Source organism: Streptomyces sp. NEAU-YJ-81 (assembly GCF_017592595.1).
Classification (GTDB): Bacteria; Actinomycetota; Actinomycetes; order Streptomycetales; family Streptomycetaceae; genus Streptomyces; species Streptomyces hygroscopicus_B.
In genome coordinates, this window is sequence record NZ_JAGFNO010000002.1 from 472,510 (window position 1) to 485,724 (window position 13,215).

The window sequence follows — 13,215 nt, forward strand, 5'->3', positions numbered from 1 at the left end:
ATCCGTAACCTACGGCGTCGTAAGTATGGCAGGGCCCGGAAGCGGGGCAATAGGGCTCTGGTCTCACCCAGGGTCGTGCCGCCTATCCTGGGAACGTCGGACAGCGCGGTCCGCACATGGCCGAAAGCACCGGGTCAGCAGCCCGCGGCGCCCGCCGCGCAAGCCCTGATGCCGCGCTTCGAACCCCGTTCACTGCAAGGAGCCCGCACCTGTGAGCAGTGCCGACCACACCAACGCCGCTCTGCGTGCCGACATCCGCCGTCTGGGGGACCTGCTCGGCGAGACGCTCGTCCGCCAGGAGGGACCCGACCTCCTCGAGCTCGTCGAGCGCGTCCGCGCCCTCACCCGCAGTGACGGCGAGGCAGCCGCAGACCTGCTCGGCTCCACCGACCTCCAGACCGCCGCCAAGCTGGTCCGCGCCTTCTCCACCTACTTCCACCTGGCCAACGTCACCGAACAGGTACACCGCGGCCGCGAGCTGCGCACCCGCCGCGCCGCCGAGGGCGGCATCCTCGCCCGCACCGCCGACCAGCTCAAGGACGCCGACCCCGAGCACCTCCGGCAGACCGTCGCCCACCTGGGCGTCCGCCCCGTCTTCACCGCCCACCCCACCGAGGCCGCCCGCCGCACCGTCCTCACCAAGCTCCGCCGCATCGCCGAACTGCTCGACACCCTCGCCGTCGGCGGCGACGCCCGCCGCGCCGACCTGCGACTCGCCGAGAACATCGACCTGCTCTGGCAGACCGACGAGCTGCGCGTCGCCCGCCCCGAACCCGCCGACGAGGCCCGCAACGCCATCTACTACCTCGACGAACTGCATGCCGGCGCCGTCGGCGACGTCCTCGAGGACCTCACCGCCGAACTCGAACGCGTCGGCGTCGAGCTGCCCGCCACCACCCGCCCCCTCACCTTCGGCACCTGGATCGGCGGCGACCGCGACGGCAACCCCAACGTCACCCCCGAGGTGACCCGCGACGTCCTGATCCTCCAGCACGAACACGGCATCACCGACGCCCTGGAGATCATCGACGATCTGCGCGCCGCCCTCTCCAGCTCCATCCGCAACACCGGCGCCTCCGAGGAACTCCTCGCCTCCCTCCAGCGCGACCTCGAACTACTGCCCGAGATCAGCCCGCGCTACAAGCGGCTCAACGCCGAAGAGCCCTACCGGCTCAAGGCCACCTGCATGCGGCAGAAGATCGTCAACACCCGCGAACGGCTCGCCGGCGACACCCCCCACCAGCCCGGCCGCGACTACCTCGGCTCCGGCGAACTCCTCGCCGACCTCCACCTCATCCAGGACTCCCTGCGCGCCCACCGCGGCCACCTCATCGCCGGCGGCCGGCTCGAACGCGCCATCCGCACCCTCGCCGCCTTCGGCCTCCAGCTCGCCACCATGGACGTCCGCGAACACGCCGACGCCCACCACCACGCCCTCGGCCAGCTCTTCGACCGGCTCGGCGAGGAATCCTGGCGCTACGCCGATATGCCCCGCGACTACCGCCGCAAGCTGCTCGCCAAGGAACTGCGCTCCCGGCGCCCCCTCGCCCCCACCCCGGCGCCCCTCGACGCCGCCGGCGCCAAGACCCTCGGCGTCTTCCGCACCATCCGCGACTCCTTCGAGCGCTTCGGCCCCGAAATCGTCGAGTCCTACATCATCTCCATGTGCCAGGGCTCCGACGACGTCTTCGCCGCCGCCGTCCTCGCCCGCGAGGCCGGACTGATCGACCTCCACGCCGGCTGGGCCAAGATCGGCATCGTTCCGCTGCTGGAGACCACAGAAGAACTCAAGATCGCCGACAAGCTCCTCGACGAAATGCTCGCCGACCCCTCCTACCGGCGGCTCGTCGCCCTCCGCGGCGACGTCCAGGAGGTCATGCTCGGCTACTCCGACTCGTCCAAGTTCGGCGGCATCACCACCTCCCAGTGGGAGATCCACCGCGCCCAGCGGCTGCTGCGCGACGTCGCCCACCGGCACGGCGTACGGCTGCGGCTCTTCCACGGCCGCGGCGGCACCGTCGGCCGCGGCGGCGGCCCCACCCACGACGCGATCCTCGCCCAGCCGTGGGGCACCCTCGAAGGCGAGATCAAGGTCACCGAACAGGGCGAGGTCATCTCCGACAAGTACCTCGTGCCCTCGCTCGCCCGCGAAAACCTGGAACTCACCGTCGCCGCCACGCTGCAGGCATCCGCCCTGCACACCGCGCCCCGCCAGTCCGACGAGGCGCTCGCCCGCTGGGACGCGGCCATGGAAACCGTCTCCGACGCCGCCCACGGCGCCTACCGCGCACTCGTCGACGACCCCGACCTGCCCGCGTACTTCTTCGCCTCCACCCCGGTCGACCAGCTCGCCGACCTCCACCTCGGCTCCCGGCCCTCCCGCCGCCCCGACTCCGGCGCCGGCCTCGACGGACTCCGGGCCATCCCCTGGGTGTTCGGCTGGACCCAGTCCCGGCAGATCGTCCCCGGCTGGTTCGGCGTCGGCTCCGGCCTCAAGGCCGCCCGCGAAGCCGGACTCGACGGCGTCCTCGACGAAATGCACCAGCACTGGCACTTCTTCCGCAACTTCCTGTCCAACGTCGAAATGACCCTGGCCAAGACCGATCTGCGGATCGCCCGCCACTACGTCGACACGCTGGTCCCCGAGGACCTCAAGCACGTCTTCGACGTCATCCAGGAAGAGCATGAACTGACGGTACGAGAGGTGCTGCGCATCACCGGTGAGCGCGAACTCCTCGACTCCAACCCGGTGCTGAAGCAGACCTTCCACGTCCGGGACGCCTACCTCGACCCGATCTCGTATCTGCAGGTGACCCTGCTCCACCGCCAGCGCACCGCGCGCGAACGAGGCGAAGAGCCCGACCCGCTGCTCGGCCGTGCGCTCCTCCTCACGGTCAACGGCGTGGCCGCGGGCCTCCGCAACACGGGCTGACCAGGGCGTGACACCGGGCGGGCCCGCTCCCCCCGGGGCGCGGGGCCGCCCGGGGGCGTGTGGGGGGGTGATGTTCCCGGGGGCTCCGCCCCCGGCCCCCCGGGGATGGCCAGCAGGCTCCGCCGCTGCCCGCCATCTCTTCCCCGCCGCGACGGCGAGGACCCCCACGGCGGTGGTCGGCGGTGCCGAACTAGGCGCGCCACGCGACCGTTCACCCGACGGCGGGGTGGACCCGAGACAACGCGCAGCCCGAGACCGCAGGCGCGCCCGGTGATCGCCACAACGTCTGCGCGGTGCCGAACTGGCCGTGCGACGGGAGCGGTCACACCACGGTGGCGTGGTCCCGGGGCGAAGGGCGAGCCCAAGACCGCGGGGGCGTCCGGTGATCGCTACGACGTCGGTGCGCTCCGGCGGTTGGCCGGGTTCCGGCGGGTTCTCTTTTCCGCCGCGACGGGGAGTACTTCCACGGTGGAGTCCGGCGGTGGCGAACTAGGCGCGCCACGCGACCGGTCGCACCACGGTGGCGTGGCGCCTGACGAGAGGCGAGCCCAGACGCGGGGGCGCCGGGGAAAAACGCTACAGCGTAAGCGTGGCGAAGGACGCGCCCAGCAGGGCCGCGCCCAGCAGGCCCATCGTCCAGCCCGTGCGGCGCAGGCCGAGGCCGCCCGCGACGATCAGGGAGGTGAGGAGGAGCGAGCCGCCGAAGGGGACCCAGGCGTGGAGGACGCCCGCGGCACCCGTGCGGACGGCGCGGTCCGTGCCCGGCTTGAGGGCCACCGGAACCCGGTCGCCCGTCCCGTCCGTGACCGCCTTGTCCACCCGCACCCGGCCATGGGCCTCGCCACCCGCGCGGGCCGGGGCGAACGAGCCGGTGCACCAGTCGTCGCCGCAGTCGGAGACCGTCACGGTGCCGCGCTCAAGCCCCTTGGTGAGCATCGTCGGCTTGGCATCATCCCAGGACGACCACACCCCGGCGACCAGGATCAGCAACGCGACAAGCCCCATTGCCACGTTCTTCGCCAGCAACAGAAGCCCGTACGCGCTCTCGCCCGCCCGCCGCGTACGGCTGCGCTTGGTCACACCGGTGGAAGCCATGGCGGCGATCCTTGCCATCCCCGGCGGCTCGGTCAACCTTCCGACGAACAAACGGGCGAACGACGTCTTTTCAGGAGTTGTACGTCCCCTGCGCGCGCTCCAGCCCGTCCGCGATCAGCGTCTCCACCGCATCCGCCGCACGGTCCACGAAGTAGTCCAACTCCTTGCGCTCCGCAGCGGAAAAGTCCTTCAGCACAAACGCCGCGACATCCATCCGGCCCGGCGGACGGCCGATCCCGAAGCGCACCCGGCAGTAATCCGCACCCAGCGACTTGGTGATCGACTTCAGCCCATTGTGGCCATTGTCACCCCCGCCGACCTTCAACCGCAGCGCGCCGTAATCGATGTCCAATTCGTCATGGACCGCCACGACATGACCGACCGGCACCTTGTAGAAGTCGCGCAGCGCGGTCACCGGACCGCCCGAGAGGTTCATGAAGGACATCGGCTTGGCGACCACGACCCGGCGGCTCAACGGCCCCGGCGGACCCACCCGGCCCTCGACGACCTGCGCCCGCGACTTATGCGCCTTGAACCGGGCACCCATCCGCTCGGCCAGCAGATCGGCCACCATGAATCCCACATTGTGGCGGTTGCCCGCGTACTCGCCCCCGGGATTGCCGAGGCCCACCACAAGCCAAGGGCTCGCGTCGTCCGTCATCTGGATGTCTCTCCTTGAGGACGGCCGCCGCCCCACCACAGGGGCGGGACGGCGGCCGGAAAAGCGAAAGGGAGCAGCCGAAGACTACGCCTCGGCGCCCTCGCCCTCGCCCTCGGCGCCCTCCTCGGCCGGGGCCTCGGCCTGGGCGGCGACCACCTGCAGCACGGCCGCGTCCTCCTCGACGGCCAGCGTGGTGCCCGCCGGGAGGGCGATGTCCTTGGCGTGGATGGTGGCACCCGCGTCCAGGCCCGCGATGGAGACGGTGACCGACTCCGGGATGTGCGTCGCCTCGGTCTCGACCGGCAGGGCGTTCAGCAGGTGCTCGAGCAGGTTGCCACCCGGGGCCAGGTCGCCCTCGGTGAGGATCGGCACCTCCACGGTGACCTTCTCGCCCTTCTTCACCAGCAGCAGGTCGACATGCTCCAGAACGCCGATCTTGATCGGGTGACGCTGCACGGCCTTCGGGATGACCAGCTCGTCCTTGCCGCCCTCGACCTTCAGACGGAGCAGCACGTTCGGCGTCTTCAGCGCCATCAGCAGGGCATGCGCCGGAAGCGTGACATGCAGCGGGTCGACGCCGTGGCCGTAGACCACGCCGGGAACGCGGTCGGCCGCACGGGTACGCCGGGCCGCGCCCTTGCCGAACTCGGTACGGGGCTTAGCGGAGATCTTGACCTCGGCCATGGGGCACTCCTCGTAGATCGTTTACGGTGTGTGGGCGTCACCCGGCCCACGACAGACCTTGCTACGAAGAGCGCGTCGATAACGGACAGCCGCGATAAGACGCGGCCTCCCTCGCCGAGCAACCCCACGATTCTACCAATGGTTGAGGCCACCCCCGTACGGGAGTGGCCTCAAGAACCGGTTCGGGGAGGTTAAGCCGCTCACGCCTGCTCCTCGAACAGGCTGGTCACCGAGCCGTCCTCGAAGACCTCCTGCACCGCGCGAGCGATCGTCGGCGCCATCGACAGCACCGTCACCTTGTCCAGCTCCACCTCGTTCGGAGTCGGCAGGGTATTGGTGAAGACGAACTCACTGACCTTGGAGTTCTTCAGCCGGTCCGCCGCCGGACCCGACAGCACACCATGCGTGGCGGTCACGATCACATCCTCCGCGCCGTTCGCGAACAGCGCGTCCGCCGCCGCACAGATGGTGCCACCCGTGTCGATCATGTCGTCGACCAGCACACACACCCGGCCCCGCACCTCGCCGACCACCTCATGCACCGTGACCTGATTGGCCACATCCGGATCCCGCCGCTTGTGCACGATCGCCAGCGGCGCGCCCAGCCGGTCGCACCAGCGGTCCGCGACCCGCACCCGGCCGGCGTCCGGCGACACCACGGTGAGCTTGGACCGGTCGACCTTGGCACCCACATAGTCCGCGAGCACCGGCAGCGCGAAGAGATGGTCCACCGGACCGTCGAAGAAGCCCTGGATCTGGTCGGTGTGCAGATCGACCGTGAGAATCCGGTCGGCACCCGCCGTCTTCAGCATGTCCGCGACCAGCCGCGCCGAGATGGGCTCACGGCCACGGTGCTTCTTGTCCTGACGGGCATAGCCGTAGAACGGAACGATCACCGTGATCGAGCGCGCGGAGGCCCGCTTCAGCGCATCGACCATGATGAGCTGCTCCATGATCCACTTATTGATCGGAGTCGTGTGGCTCTGGATCAAAAAGCAGTCGGCACCGCGCGCGGACTCCTGGAAGCGTACGTAGATCTCGCCGTTGGCGAAGTCGAATGCCTTGGTCGGGACCAAGCTGACGCCCAGCTCATGGGCGACCTCCTCGGCCAGCTCGGGGTGGGCGCGGCCGGAGAAGAACATCAGCTTCTTCTCGCCGGTCGTCTTGATCCCGGTCACAACAAGTCTCCTTGGATGTCGCTTTGGCGCACTTCTCACCGTACGCCCCGCACGGTGTACCTGCGCACATGTGTCACTGCTGGCCCTCGTCCTCCCGACGAGCGGCCTCGGCGGCCCGTGCCGCGGCACTTCCGGGGCGCTTGCGGGCGACCCAGCCCTCGATGTTCCGCTGCTGTCCGCGTGCGACGGCGAGCGAGCCCGGGGGCACATCCTTGGTGATGACCGATCCGGCGGCGGTGTAAGCGCCGTCCCCGATCGTGACGGGAGCCACAAGCATGTTGTCGGCCCCGGTCCGGCAGTGGCTGCCGATGGTGGTGTGGTGCTTGTTCACACCGTCGTAGTTCACGAAGACGCTCGCCGCACCGATGTTGGTCTGCTCACCGATCGTCGCATCGCCCACATAGGACAGATGCGGCACCTTGGTGCCCTCGCCGATCGTGGCGTTCTTCATCTCCACGTACGTACCCGCCTTGGCCTTCGCACCCAGCCGGGTCCCGGGACGCAGATACGCGTACGGCCCCACACTCGCCCCCGCGCCGACCACCGCGCCGTCCGCGACGGTGAACGCCACGACCGCGCCCGCGCCGACCGTGGTGTCGGTGAGCCGGGAATTCGGCCCCACCTCGGCGTTCGCGGCCAGATGAGTGGCCCCCAGCAGCTGGGTACCGGGGTGCACCAGCGCATCCGGCTCGAACGTGGCCGTCACATCGATCCAGGTGGTGGCCGGATCGACGACGGTCACCCCGCTCAGCATCGCGCGCTCCAGCAGCCGGTCGTTCAGCAGCCGGCGCGCCTGCGCCAACTGCACACGGTTGTTGATCCCGACGATCTCCCGGTGATCCGCCGCCACGCACGCGCCCACCCGGTGCCCGGCCTCGCGCAGAATGCCGAGCACATCGGTGAGGTACTCCTCACCCTGGCTGTTGTCGGTGCGCACCTTACCGAGGGCGTCGGTGAGCAGCTGCGCGTCGAAGGCGAAGACCCCGGAATTGATCTCGCGGATCGCGCGCTGCGTGTCGGTCGCGTCCTTGTGCTCCACGATCGCGGTGACGGCGCCGCTCGCGTCGTCCCGCACGATCCGGCCGTAACCGGTGGCGTCGGGGACCTCGGCGGTCAGCACGGTCACGGCGTTCCCGTCGCCGGAGTGCGCCGCGGCGAGCCGCTGGAGCGTCTCGCCGGTCAGCAGCGGCGTGTCACCGCAGACGACGATCACGGTGCCGTCGAGGGCGACCCCGCTGTCGGACAGCTCCTCCAGACCCATCCGGACGGCGTGCCCGGTGCCGTTCTGCTCATGCTGGACGGCGGTGCGCGCCTCGGCGTCGATCTCGGCCAGATGCGCGGAGACCTGCTCCCGGGCGTGGCCGACCACGACGACGAGATGCTCGGGCGAGAGCTCACGGGAGGCGGCGACGACGTGCCCGACGAGGGAGCGGCCGCAGAGGGCGTGCAGAACCTTCGGGGTCGCCGATTTCATGCGGGTGCCCTCACCCGCTGCGAGGACGACGACGGCTGCCGGGCGGTTGGCGCTCACGGGTGTGCCCTTCGGCTTCGGGGGTGGACACCCGCAGGATACCGAGAGGTTTCCGGGCGGAAAGGAAGGAGGGTCCCGAGCCGGACGGTCAGGACCCGAACTTGAAGCTCCCCCGCCAGGACTCGAACCTGGAACAACCGGACCAAAACCGGTCGTGTTGCCGATTACACCACAGGGGATGGCAGAAGGTGCCAAATCGGACAATCTGCTAGATCGTCGACCTGGCCCCCACCACTATGCCGTACCACCAGCCTTCAATGCGACGGTATAGGTCAGCGCTCTTGAGGACGCGGACCACCAGGCAGCCCCGGTATCCCTCGCCTACGTTCTTGCGAACCGTCTTCGGGTTGTGCTTCTTCAGCGTCGTCCTCTCGAGGATGGTGACGTCCACGCCGATGATCTCTGCCCAGTAGCGTTCCGCGTCGGCGACCTGGGCGGATTCGTGGATCATTACGCGATAGCGCAGCCGTTCGGGCTCGACGCCGAGCAGGGACAGCCAGGCCAGATACAGCTGGACCATGTCGGGGTCGCTGTTGATGAAGGTGGCCCTTTCGGTGGGATTATGCGGCTTGCTCTTCGAGCCCTCGGACCAGTAGAGCCCCACCCCGATCAGGAAGAGCTCCCGATTCGTCAGCTCGCCGACCTCCCTCGCGGCGGCCAGCTTCGTCCGCTGACGCTCGATCTCCCGCTGCCGCAGCGTCGCCTCCCACCCCCGCTTGGCGATCGCCGACGCCTCCTCCCGGGTGCGGGGCGGCCGGTCCGGTTTTGGCAGGTCTCGGACCCAGAGCGAGATGGAGCTCTTGGAGCAGCCGAGCTCGAGCTGGATCCTGTCGTATGTCATCCCCTGCAGTCGCATTTCGCGCGCCCTGGCCCGGAGGTCGTCCTTGGCGTTGGGGCGCTTTGTCCACTCGGGTGGCGGCTCGCCCTCCAGGAGGCGGTTCAGGATGTCGTTGTTGCTCACCTTCAGCCGGTCGCGGATTTGTCTGCGGCTCGTCCCCTCCTTCCGTAACGCGATCGCCCTTTCTCTCAGTTCTTCGAACGTGGTCGACCCGTCGAGGAGGCCGCCCACGCTGTCGCCGTCGCGGCGCCGTGGTTCGTTCATGGCCACAGGGTCGTTCGACATCCGGGCGCGCCGGGTCGAAAACGTGGGCGATTCATTCGTTCGAGTTAAATGGGCGGTTTTACCCGATGTTCGAGTCTCTTATGCGCCGCCGTGTCCCCGGGGAAAGCGCTGGCGCCCGGCCGTAGGCTGGTCGCTATGAGTTCGACGGGGGAAGAGGCGACGGGCGCGCGGGGCGTGCCCGTGGGGCCGTGGTGGTGGTCGCGGCGGCGGAGTATGGGGCTTGATGTCCTGCTCGCCGTGGCGTCGGCGGTGGAGTGTGCCGTAGAGGGTGTCGGTTTCGCCCATGATGCCCGGATTCCGGTTGTTGCCGGGGTGCTGATCGGGATGGTCGTCGGGGCCATGCTGCTGTTGCGGCGGCGCTGGGCGATCGCCGTGGTGCTGATATCGATCGCGGTCACGCCCGCCGAAATGGGTGTGCTGCTCGGCATCGTGGGGCTGTACACCCTGGCCTCGTCCGAGGCGCCGCGCCGGATCACGGCGCTGCTGGCCGGGATGGCGGCGGTGGGGAGCTTCCTCGTCACGGTGATCGGCCTGCGGCGGGACGATCCGCAGAGCGGTCTGGGGACCTCCGTGTGGGAGGCCCCGATGTTCGCCATGGTGCTCACCTTGGGGCTGACCGCTCCACCGGTGCTGCTGGGGCTGTATGTCCGGGCCCGGCGGCGGCTGGTGGAGAGTCTGCGGGAGCGGGCGGACGGTCTGGAGCGGGAGCTGTCGCTGCTCGCGGAGCGGGCGGAGGAGCGGGCCGAGTGGGCGCGTAATGAGGAGCGGACCCGGATCGCGCGGGAGATGCATGACGTGGTGGCGCACCGGGTGAGCCTGATGGTGGTGCATGCGGCGGCGTTGCAGGCGGTGGCGCTCAAGGATCCGGAGAAGGCGTCGAAGAACGCGGCGCTGGTGGGCGATATGGGGCGGCAGGCGCTGACGGAGTTGCGGCAGATGCTGGGGGTGCTGCGGTCGGAGGATGGTCTGCGGGCTCCGGGTGCGGCTTCGGCCGCCGTCGCTTCGGGGGCGGCGTCCGGGGATCCGGCCGCTGATGCGGCCGCGTCTTCTGCCGATGCCGCCGGGTCGTCCACAGATGCCGCCAGGTCTTCTGCCGAGGAGCGGCCGCTGGCGTCGGTGGCGGCCGCGGCTTCGGCGGCGGCGCAGGCCGCGGGGTCGGCCGGGAGGGATGTGGGGGCGCTCGGGGGGCCGCGGCTGGCGGAGCTGGAGGCGCTGGTCGGGCAGTCCCGGGCGGCGGGGATGGCGGTGGAGCTGTCGGTGGAGGGTGAGGAGCGGCGGTATGCGGCTCCGGTGGAGCAGACGGCGTACCGGGTGGTGCAGGAGGCGCTGACCAACGTCCATAAGCATGCTCCGGGCGCGAGTGCCCGGGTTCGGGTGGCGCATCGTTCGGCCGAGATCGCGGTTCAGGTGGAGAACGGGCCGTCGGAGCGGGGCGCGGCGGATGCCGGGCTGCCGAGTGGGGGGAATGGTCTGGTCGGGATGCGGGAGCGGGTGTCGACGCTTGGTGGGGGTTTTGTGTCGGGGGCCACGGAGGCGGGTGGCTTCCGTGTGTCGGCGGTCATCCCGGACGGCACGGATGACACGGATCACACCGACGGCGTGGATGAGAAGGATCACATGGACCGCGGGGATCGGCCGGAGGGGCGTCCGGTGGATGGCACCGCGGCCGGGGGCCGCGGCGGGGGCGTGGAGCGGGCGCAGAGCGCCTAGTGCCCGCGGCCGGTCGGATCGCGCGCGGTGCGCGGGTTATGCGCGGGCCAGTCTGGCCGGGAGCGCGCCGGTGACGAGGGTGCTGAGGGCGGCGTCCAGGGTGGGGCCGAGGTACCAGTCTCCGGTGTGGTCGAGGCTGTAGACCCGGCCTTCCGCGTCGATGGTCAGCAGTGCCTGGCCGTCGGATTCTTCGCCCAGTGGGCAGATCTCGGTTTCGAGGGCGTGGCCCAGGTCGCCGAGGGTGCGGGCGAGGTGGAGGCCGTGGAGGGGGTCGATGCGGAAGGGGGTGGGGGCGATTTCGCGGCCCGCGCCGGGCGGCTGGATGTGGAGTCCGCCGAATTCCGCCCATGCTTCGACGGCGGCCGGGAAGACGGCGTGCCGGTGGCCTGCGGGGGAGGTGTGGGCGCGCAGGGTGTCGGCCCAGACTTCGGCGCGGTGCATGTCCCAGCGGCCGGGCTGCCAGCCGGCTTCGCGGAGGGCGGCGTCGACGGCGACGGAGAAGCGGGTGACGTCCAGGCGGTCGATGGGTTGTCGGGCCGGGCGTGTCGGCGGTGTCTGCGCCGCCCCCGGGGCCTGTGGTGCTTGTGGTGCCTGATGTGCCTGGTTCATGTGGTCTCACCCACCATCCGTACGCCGAAGTGGGCCAGCAGCGCGGCGCAGGACAGGCAGGGCGGGGCGTAGCTGCCGTGCTGGGGGTCGCCCGCCTCCCGGATCCTGCGGGTGGTGAGCTTGGCCTGTTTGAGGGAGCGGCGGGCCTCACCCTGGGTGAGCGGTTTGCGGGAGGCGCGCTTGGAGCGGCCTGCTTCGACGTTGGCCAGGTGGCGGGAGAGCAGGATCGCCTCGGGGCAGCGGCCGGTGAAACGTTCGCGCTGGCCGCTGGCGAGTGCGTCGAGGAATTCCTGGACCAGTGGGTGGAGCGTCGGCGGCTGTTCGGCCTTGCCTCCGGTGCAGGTCAGCGTCTCGCCGCGGACGGACAGCGCGGCCGCGACGGCGGGCAGGATGCCGTCGCGGCGGCGGTTGAGCGGCGGTGGGCCGGCGTCGGGGTCGACGCTGCTCCATCTCAGCCGGGGGTCGCCGGCCGCGAGGGCGGCGCCGTCGCCGCCTCCGTTGCTCTGCGTGATGTGCATGTGGTGGATCCCTCCCTGTGCAATCCCCCGGTTGCAATGATCAGATTGCCAAATCCCGCGGGCGCTGCGGTAGTCCGGGCCTGAACGACCTGGTGGGGGCGGGGGCCGTCATGAGGGGGGATGGCCGCCCGGTTCGGCCGGTTGCGTCACCGCATAGGCTGTGCCCAGTAGCCAGCATCAGCAGGGGGCAACCGCCATGACGACAGGTCGGCTCGGGCAGCATGCCGCGCCACCGAACACGGCCTACGCCGGGCAGGTCGTGCACTTCCCGGATCCCGTCCGGGCCGCGCGCCACCCCAAGGGCGTCCGAGTGGACGAACAAGGCTTTCCGGACTTCTCGCCGTATGCGCGTGCGGCCGCCGAAATCGCCGAGCCCCCGGAGGGGTTCGGTGTCGACGAGCTTCGGCTGACGGACTATGTCTCGGCGAACGCGGCGCTGCACGCCACCGGCCATGAGCTGTGGAACGGGGCGTCGGCGGTGGCCACCCCGCACGGCTGGACCTGGCACCACGTGGTCGGCACCCGCCGGATGGAGCTGGTTCCGGTCGAGGTCAAGGCGCTGCTGCGGCATCACGGCGGGCTTGCGACGGCGCAGGTCGACCACGAGAAGCGGGGCACCCGCCCGTTGCAGGAGACCCGGCCGATCCATGTGGGCCTGCCGCTGAGGGGCATTTCGGTCACCGAGGAGCAGGTGCTCGGTGCCGAGGAGGATCTGGGCTATCGGCTGCCCGAGTCGTACCGCGCCTTCCTCAAGGCGGCGGGCGGCTGCGCGCCGGTCGGCGCGGCGCTGGACCCGGAGCTGGGGCTGCTGATCGACCAGCCGTTCTTCACGGTGCGCGATGAGGCGGCGGTCAATGACCTCGTCTATATCAACAAGTGTGTGCGGGATCACTTCACCAAGGACTATCTGGGCGTGGGCTTCGTACAGGGCGGTGTGATCGCGGTCAAGGTGAAGGGTGACGCGATCGGTTCGGTGTGGTTCTGTGCGTACGACGACGCGCGGGACCGTGACGGCTGGACGGTCCAGGAGCGGGTGGGGCGGCTGTTGCTGCCGTGCGGCGACGACTTCGACGCCTTCCTGCTCCGGCTGGCGGGCAATCCGCCGGAGCTGGAGACCGTGGCGAACCTGATGGTGGACGGTGGATTCGCGTACGCCGTCCCGGTGGAGGGGTGA

11 protein-coding genes and 1 tRNA gene are annotated in these 13,215 nt (G+C 70.3%); 3 read left to right on the forward strand and 9 right to left on the reverse strand.

All coding sequences use genetic code 11. From position 1 onward, the window contains the following. The first annotated feature begins 211 nt into the window (after positions 1–211). Positions 212–2,932, forward strand: coding sequence for a phosphoenolpyruvate carboxylase (gene ppc / locus J5X86_RS07685; RefSeq protein ID WP_208516003.1), 2,721 nt, complete (start codon positions 212–214; stop codon positions 2,930–2,932). 576 nt (positions 2,933–3,508) lie between these two features. On the opposite strand, the gene J5X86_RS07690 is transcribed toward ppc, so the two are convergent. From J5X86_RS07690 to J5X86_RS07720, 7 genes are all read right to left on the reverse strand, one after another. After that, positions 3,509–4,027, reverse strand: coding sequence for a hypothetical protein (locus J5X86_RS07690; RefSeq protein WP_014054433.1), 519 nt, complete (start codon positions 4,025–4,027; stop codon positions 3,509–3,511). Positions 4,028–4,097: 70 nt separating this feature from the next. After that, complete coding sequence (pth, locus tag J5X86_RS07695) at positions 4,098–4,688, reverse strand: aminoacyl-tRNA hydrolase (protein WP_059144719.1); 591 nt, start codon at positions 4,686–4,688, stop codon at positions 4,098–4,100. Between the two features lie 84 nt (positions 4,689–4,772). After that, the gene (locus J5X86_RS07700; protein WP_208516004.1) at positions 4,773–5,372 is read right to left on the reverse strand and encodes a 50S ribosomal protein L25/general stress protein Ctc; all 600 of its coding nucleotides are present in this window, start codon (positions 5,370–5,372) and stop codon (positions 4,773–4,775) included. A gap of 200 nt (positions 5,373–5,572) precedes the next feature. Then, entirely contained in the window at positions 5,573–6,550 is a 978-nt protein-coding gene (locus J5X86_RS07705) for a ribose-phosphate diphosphokinase (RefSeq protein ID WP_208516005.1), read from the reverse strand. A gap of 73 nt (positions 6,551–6,623) precedes the next feature. Further along, positions 6,624–8,081, reverse strand: a complete 1,458-nt coding sequence (gene glmU / locus J5X86_RS07710; RefSeq protein WP_208516006.1) for a bifunctional UDP-N-acetylglucosamine diphosphorylase/glucosamine-1-phosphate N-acetyltransferase GlmU — start codon at positions 8,079–8,081, stop codon at positions 6,624–6,626. Between the two features lie 107 nt (positions 8,082–8,188). Next, positions 8,189–8,260 (reverse strand) — tRNA-Gln (locus J5X86_RS07715). Between the two features lie 29 nt (positions 8,261–8,289). Then, positions 8,290–9,183: a hypothetical protein gene (locus J5X86_RS07720; protein ID WP_243979669.1), complete on the reverse strand. Its 894-nt coding sequence runs from the start codon at positions 9,181–9,183 to the stop codon at positions 8,290–8,292. 156 nt (positions 9,184–9,339) lie between these two features. Here J5X86_RS07720 and J5X86_RS07725 point away from each other — a divergent pair, with 156 nt between their 5' ends. Then, positions 9,340–10,914 (forward strand): sensor histidine kinase, encoded by a 1,575-nt coding sequence (locus tag J5X86_RS07725; protein ID WP_208516007.1) that lies wholly within the window; start codon positions 9,340–9,342, stop codon positions 10,912–10,914. A gap of 36 nt (positions 10,915–10,950) precedes the next feature. Here J5X86_RS07725 and J5X86_RS07730 read toward each other — a convergent pair whose 3' ends face one another. Further along, positions 10,951–11,523 carry an SUKH-3 domain-containing protein gene (locus J5X86_RS07730; protein WP_243979671.1) on the reverse strand — a complete coding sequence of 191 codons (573 nt, stop codon included), beginning with the start codon at positions 11,521–11,523 and terminating at the stop codon, positions 10,951–10,953. After that, positions 11,520–12,041, reverse strand: a complete 522-nt coding sequence (locus tag J5X86_RS07735; RefSeq protein ID WP_208516008.1) for a YwqJ-related putative deaminase — start codon at positions 12,039–12,041, stop codon at positions 11,520–11,522. Before J5X86_RS07735 ends, J5X86_RS07730 begins: the two co-directional genes overlap by 4 nt. 196 nt (positions 12,042–12,237) lie before the next feature. On the opposite strand from J5X86_RS07735, the gene J5X86_RS07740 reads away from it, so the two are divergent. After that, positions 12,238–13,215, forward strand: coding sequence for an SMI1/KNR4 family protein (locus tag J5X86_RS07740; RefSeq protein ID WP_208516009.1), 978 nt, complete (start codon positions 12,238–12,240; stop codon positions 13,213–13,215).

Bases quoted from the DNA above. Each gene is read 5' to 3' on its own strand.
- J5X86_RS07690 (WP_014054433.1), bottom strand. From the start codon at position 4,027: ATGGCTTCCACCGGTGTGACCAAGCGCAGCCGTACGCGGCGGGCGGGC.
- pth (WP_059144719.1), bottom strand. From the start codon at position 4,688: ATGACGGACGACGCGAGCCCTTGGCTTGTGGTGGGCCTCGGCAATCCC.
- J5X86_RS07700 (WP_208516004.1), bottom strand. From the start codon at position 5,372: ATGGCCGAGGTCAAGATCTCCGCTAAGCCCCGTACCGAGTTCGGCAAG.
- J5X86_RS07720 (WP_243979669.1), bottom strand. From the start codon at position 9,183: ATGAACGAACCACGGCGCCGCGACGGCGACAGCGTGGGCGGCCTCCTC.
- J5X86_RS07725 (WP_208516007.1), top strand. From the start codon at position 9,340: ATGAGTTCGACGGGGGAAGAGGCGACGGGCGCGCGGGGCGTGCCCGTG.
- J5X86_RS07730 (WP_243979671.1), bottom strand. From the start codon at position 11,523: ATGAACCAGGCACATCAGGCACCACAAGCACCACAGGCCCCGGGGGCG.
- J5X86_RS07735 (WP_208516008.1), bottom strand. From the start codon at position 12,041: ATGCACATCACGCAGAGCAACGGAGGCGGCGACGGCGCCGCCCTCGCG.
- J5X86_RS07740 (WP_208516009.1), top strand. From the start codon at position 12,238: ATGACGACAGGTCGGCTCGGGCAGCATGCCGCGCCACCGAACACGGCC.